The following is a 16,597-nucleotide window of genomic DNA, read 5'->3' on the forward strand; positions in this document are numbered from 1 at the left end:
CAGGCCCCTTCTTATTTGATAGTTACCGGTACCGGGATAAAGGTAAGGATAAAGATGACAAGCGCGATAAACCCTATCGTCTTGCGCCCTGGATCAAGGGGCACCTCAGGATAAAGGATAGGCGGATGCTTTGAACCGAGAAACAGCAGCAGCACGGCCCAGACCAGCCATCCCTGGAAGAAATAGCCGAGTATGACGAGCAGGCCTATCATACATTTTGAAAGCCATCCATGCCTTTCTCCCAATATTGCATAGGCAATATGGCCGCCATCAAGCTGTCCGGCAGGGATAAGATTAAGGGAGGTAACAAAAAACCCGATCCATCCTGCAAATGCGATGGGGTGGAGGTATACTTCATAGGCATCTGGAATAGAACCTATGACGATCTTCGTCAGAGCGATAAACAGAAGGGAATCGCCCAATACCAGCATCTCACCAGACTGACGCGGCATCGCATGTATCTCAGAGTAATGCAGACCGACAACAACGGCAACGACTGAGACGAGAAAACCCGCAATAGGACCTGATGAGCCGATATCCATGAGCGCATTTTTTGTGGTTATCGCTGACCGCATTTTTATGAAGGCGCCAAGCGTCCCAAACAGGGTCGGCGCCGGGATGAAGTAGGGAAGTGAAGCCTCAATACCATGACGCCGCGACATTATGTAGTGAGAAAACTCGTGGACAAGAAGTATTGAGAGCAGGGCAAGTGAAAACGGCAGCCCCTGAAAAATATGCTGCGGTTCTTTTATGAGGTCAACACCGGCATGAATCGCACCAACCGCAAGCGTAGAGACAAACGTCAGCAAAAACAGGGCAAGATTAAGGAGAGGAGACCTCCTCATCCAACAACAGTCCCCTGAAGGTCATAGTCGAAGGCCTGATCGATTCTGACGTTAACGAACTCATGCTTCCCGACCCCGTCTCCCTTCAAAAAAACGACCCCGTCTATTTCCGGTGCCTGGGAATATATCCTGCCGATCCCGACATCACCGTCCATCTCATCCACAAGGGCCCTGAAGACCCTGCCGACAAGCATCTTGTTCCTTTCGAGAGAAATGGCAGACTGCACCTCCATGATCCTGTCGCGCCGCTTTGCCCGGATATGTTTCGGCACCTGGCCTTTCAGCGCATATGCAGCGCTTCCCTCTTCCCGTGAATAGGTGAAGACGCCCAGCCTGTCTAATTCCATGCGCCGGACAAAATCGAGCATAGATTCAAAATCCTCCTGCGTCTCCTGAGGGAACCCGGTAATCAGGGTGCTTCTGAGCGCCACATCCGGAACCATTGTCCTGATCTTCTTTATAAGCTTTTCGTAATATTGCCTGCCGCCCCCGCGCTTCATCAGGCCGAGGATCTTTTCTTCTGTATGTTGAAGCGGAATATCGAGATATTTGCAAACTTTTTTTTCTGCTGCTATCGTTTCGAGGAGTTCATCCGTAATTGCGGTCGGATAGAGATAAAGAAGGCGTATCCAGAAATCACCGCTGATCGAGGCGATATCCTTTATGAGCCGCGAAAGGTCATATTGGGCAAGGTCTTTGCCATAGGACGTGATGTCCTGGGCCACGATGATGAGCTCACGCCGCCCTGCCCTGATAAGCGCTTCCGCCTCTTTCAGAATATCCTCGGGCGCGCTGCTATGGAAACCGCCCCGGATATCGGGGATTACACAGTAAGAGCAACCCCTGTCGCAGCCTTCCGCTATCTTGAGATAGGCATATGCCGTATCAGCAAGTCGAACATCAGGTTCCGCAGAAGCCGCCGCAGGCAGAACGCTGACGCAGTAATCAACGATCTTCTCGTCATCGCCAACGCCGTACAGCACGTCGATCTCCGGGATCTCCTGTTTCAGTTCCTCCCCATATCTTTTGGCAAGGCATCCGAAGACGACAAGTTTCTTTTTCCCGGACTCTTTGGCAGCCGTCAGCCTGAGGATCTCTTCTATCGACTCCTTTTTTGCTGCATCGATGAATCCGCAGGTATTGATAAGAAGAAGGTCTGCCTGCTCAGGATCTTCGGTATAAGACAGACCCCGTGCAGCGAGCTTTTTCAGGAGGTTTTCCGAATCGACCAGGTTCTTCGGGCAGCCAAGGCTTACGAGGGATATCTTAGACACGGCTTTTCTTCACCGTTCTGTAGACAATAAAATAACTGAGCAGTGCAGAAACAGAGCCCAAAACCGTGGTACCGAGCAGAAACGGCATAAGCAGAGGCCCCATGGTATGAAGCAGTTCTTTCATCGACAGATGAGCCCAGTCAATATCCGGGATAATATGGTTCATGGCAAGGAGCTTGGCGCCTAACCATATACCAAAGGAATAGATCGGCACAATGGTCCATGGATTCGTCACATAGATACCGACAATGCTCACAAACTTGTTCAGCCTGAAGATCCATGCAACCAAAAGACCGAGCAGCGTATGAAGACCGATGAGAGGAGACATACCGATAAAAACGCCGACAGAAAATGCCAGCGCTATTCGGTGAGGCGATTCCTTAATGGTAAGGATTTGCCTGAGCTTATCCCTGAAGTGAGAAATGCCGATACCCCTTTGCAGAAATTTTTATATTTTTTTCTTTTTCGTCAACGACCGAGATACCTGAGCGCATGATTTCGCCTATACAGAAGGCCTTAACCTCTGCCTTTGCGGAAGCCGTAAAGAGAAGCTCATAATCCTCGCCGCCGCTCAAGGCAAGCTCAAGGGCAGAAATTCCCATACAGGCAGATGTTGCCTTCATTTCAGTTGAAAGAGGCAAATCCCCGGCCCGGATTCGTGCACCCACGCCGCTCTCCCTGCAGAGGCGTGAAAGATCGATCAGAAGACCGTCGCTTATATCAATCATCGCGGTAGCAATGCCGGATATTTTTCTCGGATCTCTGGCAAGCGGCATCAGATGCCTTCTCAGCAGGGGAGCTGCAACATCCCATGCCACAGGCAAGCCCTTTCTTTCGCATTTCGCAAAATCAACCGTTCGTCGCATATTCTGGAGCATCCGCAGACCGCAGGCCGAATCGCCGAGCATACCGGTCACATAGATCCTGTCTCCGACCCTCGCTCCTTTTCTCTTCAGGACTTTTTCCCCGGTCCCAACAGCAGTAAGAGAAAGCATGATCCGGTCAGCAGACGATATATCGCCGCCTATGAGACTTACACCGTAGGTCTTAAGCGCCTCTTCAATGCCATCGAAGAACTGGTCAAAAAATCCTGTGGTGCTGCTTCCCTTGGCCGAGAAGTTCAGAAGAACAGACTGGGGTATACCGCCCATCGCAAAGATATCACTGATATTTACGGATACCAGCTTAAAGCCCAATTGAAAAGGGGTGATCCAGGAAAGATCGAAATGAACTCCTTCCACCATCATGTCCGTGGTAAGCAGAATATTCTTTCCGCCCCTGATCACGGCGGCATCGTCGCCAATACCGACAGCAACGCCCCGGGCCCTCTTGCCAAAGCGCTTGCGCAGGATCTCGATAAGAGAGAGCTCTCCGGCCCGAGACAATTTCATGATAGAGAAATCAGGATTTTTTCTTGGCCTTAAGCGCCGCTTTCAACACCTGATCCATTGTCTCTGCAAAGATGAACTCCATATCCTTCTTGATATACTTCGGGATATCTTCAAGATCTTTTTTGTTCCGCTTCGGCAGTATGATCTTCCTGATGCCCATGCGTTTGGCTGCCAGGGTCTTTTCTTTCAAACCGCCGATCGGCAGCACCCTGCCCCTGAGCGTTACCTCTCCGGTCATCGCAATGTTCTTGTTTACCGGCCTGCCGTTAAAGACCGAGGCGATGGCCGTGGCTATCGTGATGCCGGCAGACGGACCGTCCTTTGGAATTGCGCCTGCAGGAACATGGATATGGACATCGGTCTTTGAAAAGATGTCGTCCTTGATGCCGAGTGTTTTTGCCGTAGATCTGACGTAGCTGAGCGCTGCCTGGGCAGATTCCTTCATGACGTCGCCCAACTGTCCGGTAAGGGTCAGATTGCCCCTGCCCTTCATGGTCGTGGCTTCAATATAGATGATATCGCCGCCGGCTTCTGTCCAGGCAAGGCCTGTAGAGACGCCGACTTCATCCTTCTCCATCTCCTCTTCTGGCAGAAATTTTGGCACCCCAAGGAACCCCTGAAGATTCTTTGCCGTTATCATAAACTTCTTCTCTTTGCCTTCAGCGATCCGCTTTGCCACCTTTCTGCAAAGGTTTGCGATCTCCCGCTCAAGATTGCGGACGCCCGCCTCGCGGGTATACTGCGAGATAAGCAGATTCAGCGCCTGGTCCGTGATCGAGAGTATCGCAGCGGTAAGTCCGTGCTCTTCAAGCTGCTTTGGCAGGAGATACTTCTTTGCAATGCCAAGCTTCTCTTCCGTGGTATACCCGGAGAGATATATGATCTCCATCCTGTCTCTGAGCGGACCCGGTATGGTGTCGGCAAGGTTGCCCGTTGTGATGAACATGACATTGCTCAAATCAAAAGGCACTGACAGGTAATGGTCGGCAAAGGCGAAGTTCTGCTCGGGATCCAGCACCTCAAGCAGCGCTGATGAGGGATCTCCGCGGTAATCATTGCCGATCTTGTCGATCTCATCAAGCATAAAGACCGGATTATTCGTGCCTGCTGTCTTGATACCCTGAATGATCCTGCCGGGCAGCGCACCGACATAGGTACGCCTGTGGCCCCGGATCTCAGCCTCATCCCGAACGCCGCCAAGAGACATGCGGACAAACTCTCTGCCTAACGAACGTGCAATAGACCGGCCCAATGACGTCTTGCCTACTCCAGGAGGTCCGATAAAGCAGATGATCGGTCCTTTCATCTTCTCTTTAAGTTTTCGCACACTCAGATATTCGAGGATACGCTCCTTCACCTTTTCGAGGTCATAATGATCATCATTGAGCACCTTTTTCGCTGCCTTGATGTCGAGATTATCCTTGGTGCTCGTTGACCATGGGACCTCCACAAGCCAGTCGAGATAGGTCCGGATCGTTCCGGCTTCTGCGCTGTCCGGATGCATCTTCTCCAGCCTTTTCAGCTGCTTTTCCGCTTCTTTCAATACTTTTTCAGGCATCTTGGCCTCTTCCATTTTTTGCCTGAACTCCCTGATCTCTTCAGCCCGCTCGTCAATATCGCCGAGTTCCTTCTGGATAGCCTTGAGCTGCTCCCGTAAAAAGTATTCACGCTGGGTCTTATCGATCTCTCCGCGCGCCTCTGACTGAATTTTCTGCTGCACGATCAGGAGTTCTATCTCATGACCGAGGATATCGCTTACCCGTTTCAGTTTCTTCACCGGGTCGGTGAGTTCGAGTATTTCCTGGGCCTGCTCTGTCTTCAGTCCAAGATTGGATGCCACAAGATCTGCGAGCCTTCCGGGTTCATCAAGGTTCTCGATAACGACCATAATGTCAGGGAGTATGGTTTTGCCATACGATACTGCCTTATCGAGCTGCTCCTTGACTGTTCTGATCTGGGCCTCTTCCTCGATCGTGACCGCTGCCGGTTTCGCATCTTCTATCTTGGCAATCTCTGCCTCCAGATATGGCGTTGCCCGCAAAAACTTCTTAACCCTGGCCTTTGACAGACCCTGCACCAGGATCTTCACCCTGCCGTCCGGCAGCTTAAGCATCCTCATGATCATGCCGACCGTGCCGTTTTCATACAGGTCAGCAGCAGCGGGGTTTTCAATGCTCATGTCTCTCTGCGTAAGCAGAAGGATCATCCGGTTTTCCGCAAGGGCCTGTTCGATTGCCTTAATGGACATTTCCCTGCCGACAAATAGCGGGATGATCATGTAGGGGAAAACCACGATATCTCTGACCGGCAGCACCGGAATGATTTCAGGGATCTCGGTCTCTTTATCGTTATCTTTTTCTTTCTCTGCCATTGCTTCTCCTTATGCGTTCCTTGAATTAATGTTTCAGCTTTCTGGCAACTTCCAGCAGATATTTTCTAAAATCCTTTGCAAGCTCCTTATTCTTGAGGGCGAAGTCCACCGTAGCTTTGAGATAGCCAAGTTTATCGCCCGCATCATACCTCTTACCCTCAAATAGATACCCATATACAGGCCTCTTCTGAAGCAGCACATTGATCGCGTCTGTCAGCTGGATCTCTCCGCCCTTGCCGGGCTTCGCCTTCGCGAGGATATCGAAGATGTCAGGGGTAAGGATGTATCTCCCGATAATGGCCATATGGGACGGTGCGTTTTCAGGATCAGGCTTTTCAACAAGACTGTTGATCCTGAAGACATTGTCCCACTCCTTCACCCCGCCGATAATGCCATACCGATTGACCTCGTGGGTTGGAACCCTTTCAAGCGCCAGGATCGGGCTCTTCAGCTTACGGTATAATTTGATCATATCATGGAGCAGCGGCTCTTCTGTCGGGATAATGTCATCACTCAGGATGACGGCAAAAGGCTCGTCCTTTACAAAAGGCTTGGCGCAGAGGATCGCATGTCCGAGGCCGAGCGCATAGCCCTGCCTGATATAGGCAATGTTGATCTCACTCAGCCGGTTGATCTCCTCAAGCAGCTTCTCCTTGCCGCTCTTCTTCAGCTTATCCTCAAGCTCAAAGGCATAGTCGAAATGGTCCTCAATATTCCTCTTATGCTTGCCGGTGATGATAATAAACTCGGAGATATCACAGGCTATCGCCTCTTCAATGCCGTATTGAATCATCGGCTTGTCCACGATAGGCAGCATCTCCTTGGGAGATGCCTTGGTCGCAGGAAGAAACCGCGTCCCGAGACCGGCAGCAGGGAAAATAGCCTTTTTTATATCATCAGACATCTCTATACCTCATAAACAAATTTCGTTATTATACCATATATTAACAGGGGGATTTGACTACGATCTCATGAGAACTACCCTCCATTGAGGCAAGAGTCATCCGTATACTTAACCCATATGAAGTGCTCCTTGTCACGGGCTGTATCACGATAAAGATGGTGGAATAGAAGACCTGACTTGCGCAGGGACAATATCAAGCCACAATTAACATTATAATGGCACTGTTATTTTTGACAGTAGAGTCATTTTGGCAGTGGCAATCAGGATCGGACTTGAAAAATATTACACCGTATCCACCCTTGACATTTCGGTCAGCTAATCTCCTCTGCTAATATAGCGGATGTCCAATTCAGACAGGGAAGAACTGTTAGGCCTTATACAGGCCTTCTCTCCCGGAGCTATCTACACGATCGCGCCAAAGCAATATGTGGTAAGGGGCTTTGACTATTACCGGCAGGACAGGTTGGTCGAATTTGCATGGACACCCGACCGACCTGTCCTGATTGCAACCGTAAAGGGAACCTGGACCTACCATGTCACTATCAGGGTCCAGGGCAAACGCCTTTCCTTCAGCTGCGGCTGCCCTGCATGGTCTTATCATTCAAACTGCAAGCATGTTATATGCAGCATAATAACGATCGCAAACCTGCTCGATCCCTCTGCGTTCAAGATCGTCAACCGCGATGAGTCCCGCAGGCAAGGGCTCCTGAGAGAACTGTTTGGTGAGCCAGCGCTCTCTGCTGTTTCTGTTACCAAAAACGGAAACCATGAATTACCCGCCCCTGAAGTTATGGAATATTCCATCGTTATTCATAAGGACCGCCAGATAATCGATATACAGATCAGGCTCAATGGCAAAAGATTAACGCATTATCACAGCGCCTGTCCCCATGAACTGAGACAGTTTGTGCATCCTCAGCCCTCCTATCCGTATATGAGCAGAATGTTCGCTTTTGAGCATTACCTTAATCGCTACGGCAACAAGCATCCGTTTATGCTTGAAACTGAAAACGGAGAAACGCGGATACAATTCGATGAGGTTAAACATTACCGCACATGCACCTGTTTCGACGCCTATCCCGGTCAGGTAACAATAAGCAAGCTCTGCTTTTATGAAGACAGAGAAATCGGAGCAGCGAACATTGCCGGTGATTATGTCTTTGACCTTGATGCCGGCACATTCAGCGTTATCAGAGACAGAAGCGGCTGGCAGCTCTGGAATGAGTGCAATGACATCTTTCATCCCTACGGCTCCTTCGCAGAAGAGCCGGAAGATGTTTCACGATAAGGGCCGAATGTCTCGTTGAAGGCATGCCGACAGCCCCGGTCATTAAACTCTTCAGGATGCTGACCCCAACAGGAAACGGGCTTTCTCCTGCCTTGCGCGTTCATAAGAGGAGAAGAGCTCTCTGCCAGGCCTTCTTTGATATGCTTGGAGCTGAAACAAAGGCAGCAGCCGAAGGTGTAATCAAGAAGACCCTTTCAAATGGGGACTTTGGCCGGTACAGGATAATGAAAGAGGCACGGCAGGCACTGAAAGCCTGCTTTACTATCTTTAACCATGAGGAGCGTCAGCTGCTTCTTCAGAATAACAGATGGCTGTCTGTTGATCTGAACAAAGAAAGAGAGCTTTCCCTGTATCGAATCCCTTATGAAATATTCGGCTGGGAAATCTTCAAGGATATGCAGCAGCACGACCTCATGACCGTTGCAGCTGACGAGATGAGCAGAAATCTTTCCCTTCTTTACGATCGATTAACAATAGAAGGAATTGATCTTTATTATGAGCATAAGCCGGTCAAGACGACCTCCTGGGACTTTGCCTTCGATGCGGTGAGGCCTTCAAACCTCGACTGGTTCGAGATCAGACCCGAGATACGGTGCGACGGAAGGCTGATCGATGAAGAGACCTGGCAGAGGATACTCGCAGGCAGGGGTATGAGCGAACAGGACGACTGTGTCCGGATCCTTGATGCCAATTCACAGAAAGTGCTGTCCATGATTTCTGATATCTGCAGGCCTGATAAAAAAGACAAAAGACTACGCAGGGAAGTGGTACAGGTGCCACGCCTCAGGATACTTGACTGGATCATGCTCAGAAATAGCGGCGTTAAAATAAAACTGCCGCCTGAGGACGAGGAGATCATCAGCCAGCTGACCACCTTCGAAAATATCGGGGCCCGGCCACTACCCTCAGAGCTTAAGGCTAAACTGAGAAACTACCAGAAGGATGGCTATGCATGGCTTGCCTTCCTTTATGAAAGCAGATTTGGCGCCTGTCTGGCAGACGATATGGGGCTCGGAAAGACAATTCAGGCCATAAGTCTGTTAGGTGGCATAAAAGAAGGTCGCATTAACACTCAGAGATCAGATGCGCAATATCCACACCTCGTTGTATTGCCGCCGAGCCTGCTCTTTAACTGGGAGAATGAGATAACAAGGTTCTACCCAAAACTGAAGCTTGTCTTTTACGCCGGCAAGGAAAGAAGCACCTCTTTTGAGGGCTACGATGTTGTGCTCACCACCTATGGTCTGGTAAGGAGGGATATCGAGAGACTGAGGGAGATCCGCTTTGATGTCATTATCTTTGACGAGGCCCAGGCTATCAAGAATATCCATGCTGATGTCACCGGAGCGGTCAGGCAGTTGAAGTGCAATTTCAAGCTTGCAATGACCGGCACACCGGTCGAAAACCATATAGGAGAATATTATTCGATCGTCGACCTCGCTGTTCCCGGGCTGCTTGGTGAATACGAGGAGTTCAGGCCCCTGATCAAACAGGAGAGCTCCCCTTCCCTTAACAGGATTATAAGACGAACAAGGCCGTTTGTACTGAGGAGAACCAAAGAGAAGATACTGAAGGAGCTGCCGCCCAAGACAGAGACCGACATATATCTCGATCTCACCGAAAAACAGAAGGCACTCTATAAAAGAACGGTCTCAGAGATCAGGCAGACCATAGATGAGGCTTACAGAACAAAAACCGGACAACAGGCCCAGATCGTTGCACTGACAGCTATACTGAAGCTCAGGCAGCTCTGCATATCACCGCAGCTGCTCTCCCCTGAAATAAAGGAGTCTTCCCCAAAGACCGTATTCCTTATTGAAAGCCTCAGGGAACTTCTGGAGGAAAATCACAGCGCTCTGGTCTTTTCGCAGTTTACGTCCTTTCTTGATCTCCTTGAACCGGATCTCCGGAAACACAATATAAATTTCCTGAGGCTCGACGGCTCCACCCAGGTGAAGAAAAGAAAAAAGCTGATAGAGACATTCCAGGGTGGTGATGGCCCGTCGGTCTTTCTCCTGAGCCTGAAGGCAGGAGGACAGGGATTGAACCTGACCAGGGCATCCTATGTCTTTCATCTCGACCCGTGGTGGAACCCTGCGGTAGAAAACCAGGCATCTGACAGGGCACACCGCATAGGCCAGAAGAAAAAAGTCACCATCACGCGTATCCTGATGCGCCATACCATTGAGGAAAAGATGATGGCTCTCAAAAAAAAGAAGCTTGAGCTCTACAAAGCGGTCATGGAGGAGTCAGGAATGGGGAAGAAAGGCTTCTCCATAACACGAGAGGACTTTAATTACCTGCTCGGCTGACCTGCTTCATGCGCTACACTGGCAGGGTAGATTAAACCCCGCCGAATATATGGAGGTTGAAAAAGATGACAACGACAAATTGCGGGGTAACACCTGTAACGTGGCTCCTTGTTTTAATCTGTAGTATTGTCAGTCTATGCATGATCATGCCGGCATCTGCATTTGACGGACCGCTGAGGGTAAAGAACCAATTCCCGCTGTTTATGCATCTTGATTCCCCCTGTTTTGAGTCAGCAGCCACGGTCAATTCTTTTTCCACAACTCTTTTTTATTCGAGTGTTTTCATGAATAGACAGTCAGCACAGTGGAAGGCCCAGCTTGATATGGAGATAGCAGAATTGAACCTCAGATATACAAGACAGATCAGCAATCTTGTTGAGCTCGGGGTGGAAGTCCCTATCCTTGCCCTTACGAGCGGATTCATGGATCCATTTCTCAATACGTTCCACAGCACCTTCGGATTTGCGGATTATGGAAGGCAGAGCAGACCTGGTAATTCTTTCCTGTATCAGGTGCAGCGCAGGGGGAGTGTGATTATCAGGGGTGAGGATAACGGGATTGGACTTGGTGACATAAAACTCTCTGCCAAAAAGCTTCTTTTTGATAAGGATCCGCTGATAAGCATTAAGGCAGATGTCGAACTTCCGACGGGTGCCGCATCAAAGGGATACGGAAGCGGCAGTCTGGATGGCGGGTTGTCTGTATTGATCGACAAACGGCTGGGTGAAAATATCATCTCCTATTACAACATGGGGGTCATCTTCCCCGGAAGACTGAAGGCAGTGGAGCCAATCCACATCAACACCTCGGGTTATGGAGGCGTGGGGCTTGAAGCCCTGATATATCAGAAATTCAGCCTGCTCGGACAAGTTATGGTTCAAACATCGCCGTTCCCAAAGACCGGTATCGGTACTATAGACAGGACAAGTGTCCTTTTTACGCTGGGCGGCAGATACGTAAAGGGAAAAGAACATTTTGAGTTTTCTTTCACCGAGGACCCCAATACTGCGGGCGCCGCGGACGTTACAATTACCCTATCCTACAAAACATATTTCTAAAGAAAGCGGCGAAGGAAATGGTGCAACCCATTAAAATATGGTACCGAAGACCGGACTCGAACCGGTACGAGGTTGCCCCCGAGGGATTTTAAGTCCCTTGTGTCTGCCAATTCCACCACTCCGGCAAAGCAGGAAGGAAAGTCTGTAATGCTATCACAAAAAACAACGGGGTGTCAAAATGGATCGCATACGAAAAAGGCCGTATTTCGCAGGCATTTGAAGAACGTTTTTGCAGTTCAGACCGTTACGTTTTTGATCGTTATCCTGATAATGCCGCCCTCTTCACTGATGCCGACCAATTCCAGTTTCAGCCTTTGTACAAGATGAATAATATCGGATTTTGCGGCATCATTGGCGCTGACTTCCAGCAATTGGCCGGACTGCATTCCATCAATCGCCTTCCTGGTTTTCAGAACCGGCAGGGGACAGATCAGGCTCGTCGTATCAAGCAGAAGATCAGGCATTACCGTTGCCACGATAGCTTCAGATCAGCGCTCTTCTTTCAGGAGCTTGTATTCAACGCTGTCGACGATTGCCTGGTAAGACGCCTCAATGATATTTTCAGAAACACCGACCGTGCCCCAGCGGTTGTCCTTATCGCCCGATTCGACCAGAACGCGGACCCTGGCAGTGGTGCCCTTTCCTGCAGTAAGTACGCGGACCTTGTAGTCAAGCAGCTTCACATCCCTGAGCGTGGGATAGAACTTCTCGAGCGCCTTGCGAAGCGCGTTGTCAAGGGCATTGACCGGTCCCTTGCCTGTAGCAGCAGTATGTTCAATATGGCCGCTCACCTTCACCATGATCGTCGCCTCGCTCAACGGCTCTTCACCTTCTTTTCTTTTTTCAATAATGACCCTGAAGCCGATAAGGTCGAAGAACCGCTTGTGCAGACCGAGAGCCTTCTTCATGAGCAGTTCAAAAGAAGCTTCAGCGCCCTCGAACTGAAAACCCTGGCTTTCAAGTTCCTTAAGCTGTGTAATAATGTCCTGGAGCTGCGTTGATTCATTGGTGAGGCTGATGCCGCATTCTTCGGCCTTTCGCAGGATATTGGCCCGTCCGGCAAGATCAGAGATAAGGATGCGCTGCGAGTTGCCGACCAGTTCAGGCCTGATATGTTCATACGTCTCGGGCCTCTTCCGGATGGCGCTCACATGCATGCCTGCCTTATGCGCAAACGCACTGTCACCGGTGTACGGCTGACGTTTGAAATGCCTGAGATTGGAGATCTCAGTCACAAACCGCGACACGTCCCGAAGCTTTGTGAGCTGTTTGTCACTGATACAGCTTAGGCCGAGCTTCACCTGCAGGTTCGGAATGATCGAGATAAGGTTTGCATTTCCGCACCGCTCTCCAAGACCGTTAATGGTGCCCTGCACCTGGTTCACACCTTCTTCAACAGAAACGATCGTGTTTGCAACTGCGCAGTCACTGTCATTATGCACATGGATACCCAGAGGCGCAGTGAAATGCTTTTTCATCTTTCTGACGATCTCCGTGACGAGCGAAGGCGTACAACCGCCGTTCGTATCGCAGAGCACCAGGCAGTCTGCGCCTGCTTCCTGCGCAGCCTCAAGACATTTGAGCGCATAATCAGGGTTATGCCGGTAACCGTCAAAAAAATGCTCTGCGTCAAAGAAGACCTTGTCAGCATGTCGTTTCAGATAGGCCACAGAATCGAAAATTATATCCAGGTTCTCTTTAAGCGGAACTTTCAATGCCTCTCTGACATGGAAGTCCCAGGTCTTTCCGAAAATGGTTATCACCGGGGTCTTTGCATCCAGAAGGGCCTTGAGTGTCTCATCTTTTGATGCTCTTTTCTTCGGCCGGTGCGTGCTTCCAAAGGCAACCAGCTTTGCATTGACAAGTTTCAGTTTCGCCGCTTTTTTAAAATAATCGATGTCACGCGGATTCGAGCCTGGATACCCGCCCTCGATGAAATGAACACCAAGATCATCGAGCCTCTCGGTTATCCTGAGCTTGTCCTCTAAAGAAAAAGAGATGTCCTCCGACTGGGCGCCGTCTCTCAAGGTGGTATCGTAAATTTCTATTGTTCGCATGATCTTAGTTTTCATCTTAGTATTCTTTCATGAGGCAAATGGATGGAAAGGGTTTATGCTGCCAGGCCAAACGCCTCGTGAAGCACCCTGACTGCGAGCTCGGTATATTTGAGGTCTATCACACAGGAAACCTTGATTTCGGACGTGCTTATCATGGCGATATTGATATTATTGGCAGCAAACGTCTGAAACATCTTTGAGGCCACACCGGAATGGGTCCTCATGCCGACGCCGATGACAGAGATCTTGCTGATGTCATCCCTCGTGTCAACGCGTTCTGCTCCCAGCTCATTTGCAATCGCTTCTGAAACTTCAAGCGCCTTGCGTGTATCGGTCTTGGGGACCGTGAAAGAAATATCGGCAAACTTTCCATCGCTGCTGACATTCTGCACGATCATGTCGACCACAATATTTGATGCGGCAATAGCTTCAAACAGTTTTGCGGCAATTCCAGGCTTATCAGGCACATTGACGATCGTGATCTTTGCCTGATTCTTATCATAGGCTATGCCCGAAACAAAAACATTTTCCATATCCCTATCCTCCTCAACAACCAATGTTCCCGGATTATCATTAAAGCTGGACCTGACAACAACTGGCACCTTGTATTTCATCGCAAACTCGACCGAGCGCGTCTGCAGGACTTTTGCGCCGAGACTCGCAAGCTCAAGCATCTCTTCATAAGATATCTTATCGAGCTTCCGCGCCTCAGGTACGATGTTGGGGTCAGTGGTGTACACGCCGTCAACATCCGTATAGATCTCGCAAAGATCTGCATGGATAGCAGAAGCAATCGCGACAGCAGAAAGGTCCGAACCACCCCTGCCGAGGGTTGTGACGTCCTCAGTCGGCGTTATGCCCTGAAACCCGGCGATAACCACAACAAAACCCTCATCAAGCGCCTGCCTGATCCGGTCTCCGTTAATACGCTCGATCTTCGCCTTCGTATGGACTGCGTCTGTGACAATGCCGGCCTGACGACCGGTAAATGACTTTGCCTTATGGCCCAGTGCATCAATCGCCATTGCGGTAAGCGCACTGGTGACACGTTCACCAGATGACAGGAGCATATCCATTTCGCGCTCTGCCGGAGCCGCCGATATCTGATTGGCAAGACCGATCAGCTTGTCTGTCTCACCGGACATTGCCGATACGACGACAACCACCTGGTTGCCCCCCTTGACCGTCTTTGCAACGCGGTTGGCCACATTCGATATCCGCTCTACGTTACCGACTGAAGTGCCGCCATACTTCTGAACTATAAGTGCCACTCTCTCCTCCACCTACCCCTTTATAAAATAATCCATCAGTTTGTGCCCTTCCTCAAAAACCATAATGTCATCTCTATCGGTAATTGTTTCGTCATAGCCGGAGACGGCATTGATCTTCTGCTGCCGGCTGTCATAAATCATGAAAGGAACCGGTTCCGCGGAATGGGTCCTGAGCGCAACAGGAGTTGCATGGTCAGGAAGCACGATAATCCGGTATTCCGGGAAGACCTTCATGCCGGCCAATACACCGCCCACGATATAGGTATCAAAATCCTCGATCGCCTGGAGCTTGTCTTTGCAGCTGCCGGAGTGGCCGGCCTCATCAGGCGCCTCGACATGGAGATATACAAAATCGACGTCTTTCAGCGCCTCGATCGTTGCCTCGGTCTTTCCCTGATAATTCGTATCAAGATAGCCGGTCATGCCGGGGACCTTCAGGATATCGAATCCCGCATAGATACCAAGCCCCTTTGTCAGATCGACCGCAGAGACAAGAGCTCCGCGTATGCCGTATTTTTCATGAAAGGTCGGCATCTGGGGCCGCCTGCCCTGCCCCCAGAGCCAGACGCTGTTTGCCGGGTTCTTTCCGGCCCTGATCCTGCTCCTGTTGACAGGATGGCTTTCAAGGATATCAACAGAATCCATCATGATCTTCCTGATCACCTCTTCACCGTTGCCGACAGGGAGATAATCGATAATTTCTCTGCCCAGAATGTCATGGGGAGGGACACATTCAATATCCGTCGACCCATCAGCCCAGACCATCAGATGCCGGTAACTGACCCCCGGATAGAATGAGAGCGCCCCGGTGCCAAGCTGACTGCTCACATCCCTGATCAATTCTGCCGCTTCCTCAGAAGATATATGGCCGCTGCTGTAATCTTCCATTACAGCCCTGCTCCTGTCCCTGTTGAATTTGAGCGTAACGAGATTACATCTGAAAGCAACGTCGTTATTCCCCAGTTCAACACCGATGCTTGCAGCTTCAAGCGGAGCTCTGCCGGAATAATATCGGGAGGGATCGTATCCGAGAATGCTCAGATTAGCTACATCAGAGCCGGGGTGCATGCCTTCAGGAACTGTTCTTACCTTCCCAAGGATGCTTGTTGCGGCAAGCCGGTCCATATTGGGCGTAGAGGCCTTCTGAAGCGGCGTTTTTCCGCCGAGCTCCTCCAGGGGCCTGTCAGCCATGCCGTCTCCAACGATCACAATATATTTCACAAAAACTCCTTACAATGCAGGGGAAAGTCAGAAACCAATGCATTACTGCCCATCGACCCTGGCCGATAGTGCCTATTCGATTACGTCGCCCTCTACCATCTCAACTTCAATTCCTTTTCCCTTCAGAAACGCGATGCCCTTATCGAGGTTATCATCATCTCCCTCCAGCTCAAGCACCATCTCTCCAACCGTTTCCGTGATCCTGGCCCGCCTGATGTTCGGCATCACCGTAAACTGCTTCGCCATGGAAAAGATCACCGGTTCCTTGATAAGATCCTGAGGAAAGGTCAGCTTCACGCGTTTTTTCATCATACGCTCCTAGCAGGCTCCGCCTGCGATTGCAGGGACAATGGACACCTCATCGCCGTCCTTGACCAATGTCTCCTCGGCATTCAGGAATCGTATGTCCTCATCGTTGACATAGATGTTGACGAACCTTCGGATCTTGTTGTTTTCTGAAACTCTCTCCGCCAGACCCGGATAATTCCTGTCAAGGTCGTTCACCAGCGCAATGATTGTTCCGGTAATCCCATCGACCTCTTCCTTGCCCTGTGTCAGTTTCTGAAGCGGTGTCGGTATTCTTACTTTCACTGCCATGTATCGTT

The 16,597-nt window shown here is 50.2% G+C and carries 15 protein-coding genes and 1 tRNA gene; 3 read left to right on the forward strand and 13 right to left on the reverse strand.

Annotated features, from left to right (window positions below; translation table 11 throughout):
* Positions 1–11 precede the first annotated feature (11 nt).
* The 6 genes from HZB31_07050 to galU are packed head-to-tail and all read right to left on the reverse strand — an operon-like array spanning position 12 to position 6,785.
* Entirely contained in the window at positions 12–845 is an 834-nt protein-coding gene (locus tag HZB31_07050; GenBank protein ID MBI5847690.1) for a site-2 protease family protein, read from the reverse strand.
* Positions 842–2,119, reverse strand: coding sequence for a 30S ribosomal protein S12 methylthiotransferase RimO (rimO, locus tag HZB31_07055; GenBank protein MBI5847691.1), 1,278 nt, complete (start codon positions 2,117–2,119; stop codon positions 842–844). Before rimO ends, HZB31_07050 begins: the two co-directional genes overlap by 4 nt.
* Positions 2,112–2,561 (reverse strand): DUF2062 domain-containing protein, encoded by a 450-nt coding sequence (locus tag HZB31_07060; protein MBI5847692.1) that lies wholly within the window; start codon positions 2,559–2,561, stop codon positions 2,112–2,114. The genes rimO and HZB31_07060 overlap by 8 nt, the downstream gene beginning before the upstream one ends.
* The gene (thiL, locus tag HZB31_07065; protein ID MBI5847693.1) at positions 2,524–3,510 is read right to left on the reverse strand and encodes a thiamine-phosphate kinase; all 987 of its coding nucleotides are present in this window, start codon (positions 3,508–3,510) and stop codon (positions 2,524–2,526) included. Before thiL ends, HZB31_07060 begins: the two co-directional genes overlap by 38 nt.
* A 10-nt stretch (positions 3,511–3,520) precedes the next feature.
* The gene (gene lon, locus HZB31_07070; protein MBI5847694.1) at positions 3,521–5,881 is read right to left on the reverse strand and encodes an endopeptidase La; all 2,361 of its coding nucleotides are present in this window, start codon (positions 5,879–5,881) and stop codon (positions 3,521–3,523) included.
* A 25-nt stretch (positions 5,882–5,906) separates the two neighbouring features.
* Positions 5,907–6,785, reverse strand: a complete 879-nt coding sequence (gene galU / locus HZB31_07075) for a UTP--glucose-1-phosphate uridylyltransferase GalU (protein ID MBI5847695.1) — start codon at positions 6,783–6,785, stop codon at positions 5,907–5,909.
* A gap of 340 nt (positions 6,786–7,125) precedes the next feature.
* On the opposite strand from galU, the gene HZB31_07080 reads away from it, so the two are divergent.
* From HZB31_07080 to HZB31_07090, 3 genes are all read left to right on the forward strand, one after another.
* Entirely contained in the window at positions 7,126–8,073 is a 948-nt protein-coding gene (locus HZB31_07080) for a hypothetical protein (protein ID MBI5847696.1), read from the forward strand.
* A 23-nt stretch (positions 8,074–8,096) separates the two neighbouring features.
* Positions 8,097–10,385 carry a DEAD/DEAH box helicase gene (locus tag HZB31_07085; GenBank protein MBI5847697.1) on the forward strand — a complete coding sequence of 763 codons (2,289 nt, stop codon included), beginning with the start codon at positions 8,097–8,099 and terminating at the stop codon, positions 10,383–10,385.
* Positions 10,386–10,450: 65 nt separating this feature from the next.
* Positions 10,451–11,443: a DUF3187 family protein gene (locus HZB31_07090; protein ID MBI5847698.1), complete on the forward strand. Its 993-nt coding sequence runs from the start codon at positions 10,451–10,453 to the stop codon at positions 11,441–11,443.
* A gap of 38 nt (positions 11,444–11,481) precedes the next feature.
* Here HZB31_07090 and HZB31_07095 read toward each other — a convergent pair.
* From HZB31_07095 to HZB31_07125, 7 genes are all read right to left on the reverse strand, one after another.
* Positions 11,482–11,568: transfer RNA gene (locus HZB31_07095), tRNA-Leu, on the reverse strand.
* 111 nt (positions 11,569–11,679) lie between these two features.
* The gene (locus tag HZB31_07100; protein MBI5847699.1) at positions 11,680–11,919 is read right to left on the reverse strand and encodes a sulfurtransferase TusA family protein; all 240 of its coding nucleotides are present in this window, start codon (positions 11,917–11,919) and stop codon (positions 11,680–11,682) included.
* A 12-nt stretch (positions 11,920–11,931) separates the two neighbouring features.
* Positions 11,932–13,500 (reverse strand): citramalate synthase, encoded by a 1,569-nt coding sequence (locus HZB31_07105; protein MBI5847700.1) that lies wholly within the window; start codon positions 13,498–13,500, stop codon positions 11,932–11,934.
* 53 nt (positions 13,501–13,553) lie between these two features.
* Positions 13,554–14,771, reverse strand: coding sequence for an aspartate kinase (locus HZB31_07110; GenBank protein ID MBI5847701.1), 1,218 nt, complete (start codon positions 14,769–14,771; stop codon positions 13,554–13,556).
* A gap of 12 nt (positions 14,772–14,783) precedes the next feature.
* Entirely contained in the window at positions 14,784–15,992 is a 1,209-nt protein-coding gene (locus HZB31_07115; protein ID MBI5847702.1) for a cofactor-independent phosphoglycerate mutase, read from the reverse strand.
* A gap of 72 nt (positions 15,993–16,064) precedes the next feature.
* Positions 16,065–16,304 carry an NIL domain-containing protein gene (locus HZB31_07120; GenBank protein ID MBI5847703.1) on the reverse strand — a complete coding sequence of 80 codons (240 nt, stop codon included), beginning with the start codon at positions 16,302–16,304 and terminating at the stop codon, positions 16,065–16,067.
* 6 nt (positions 16,305–16,310) lie between these two features.
* Positions 16,311–16,589 (reverse strand): MoaD/ThiS family protein, encoded by a 279-nt coding sequence (locus tag HZB31_07125; protein MBI5847704.1) that lies wholly within the window; start codon positions 16,587–16,589, stop codon positions 16,311–16,313.
* Positions 16,590–16,597 lie beyond the last annotated feature (8 nt).

This window comes from Nitrospirota bacterium (assembly GCA_016235245.1).
GTDB lineage: Bacteria > Nitrospirota > Thermodesulfovibrionia > Thermodesulfovibrionales > UBA6898 > UBA6898.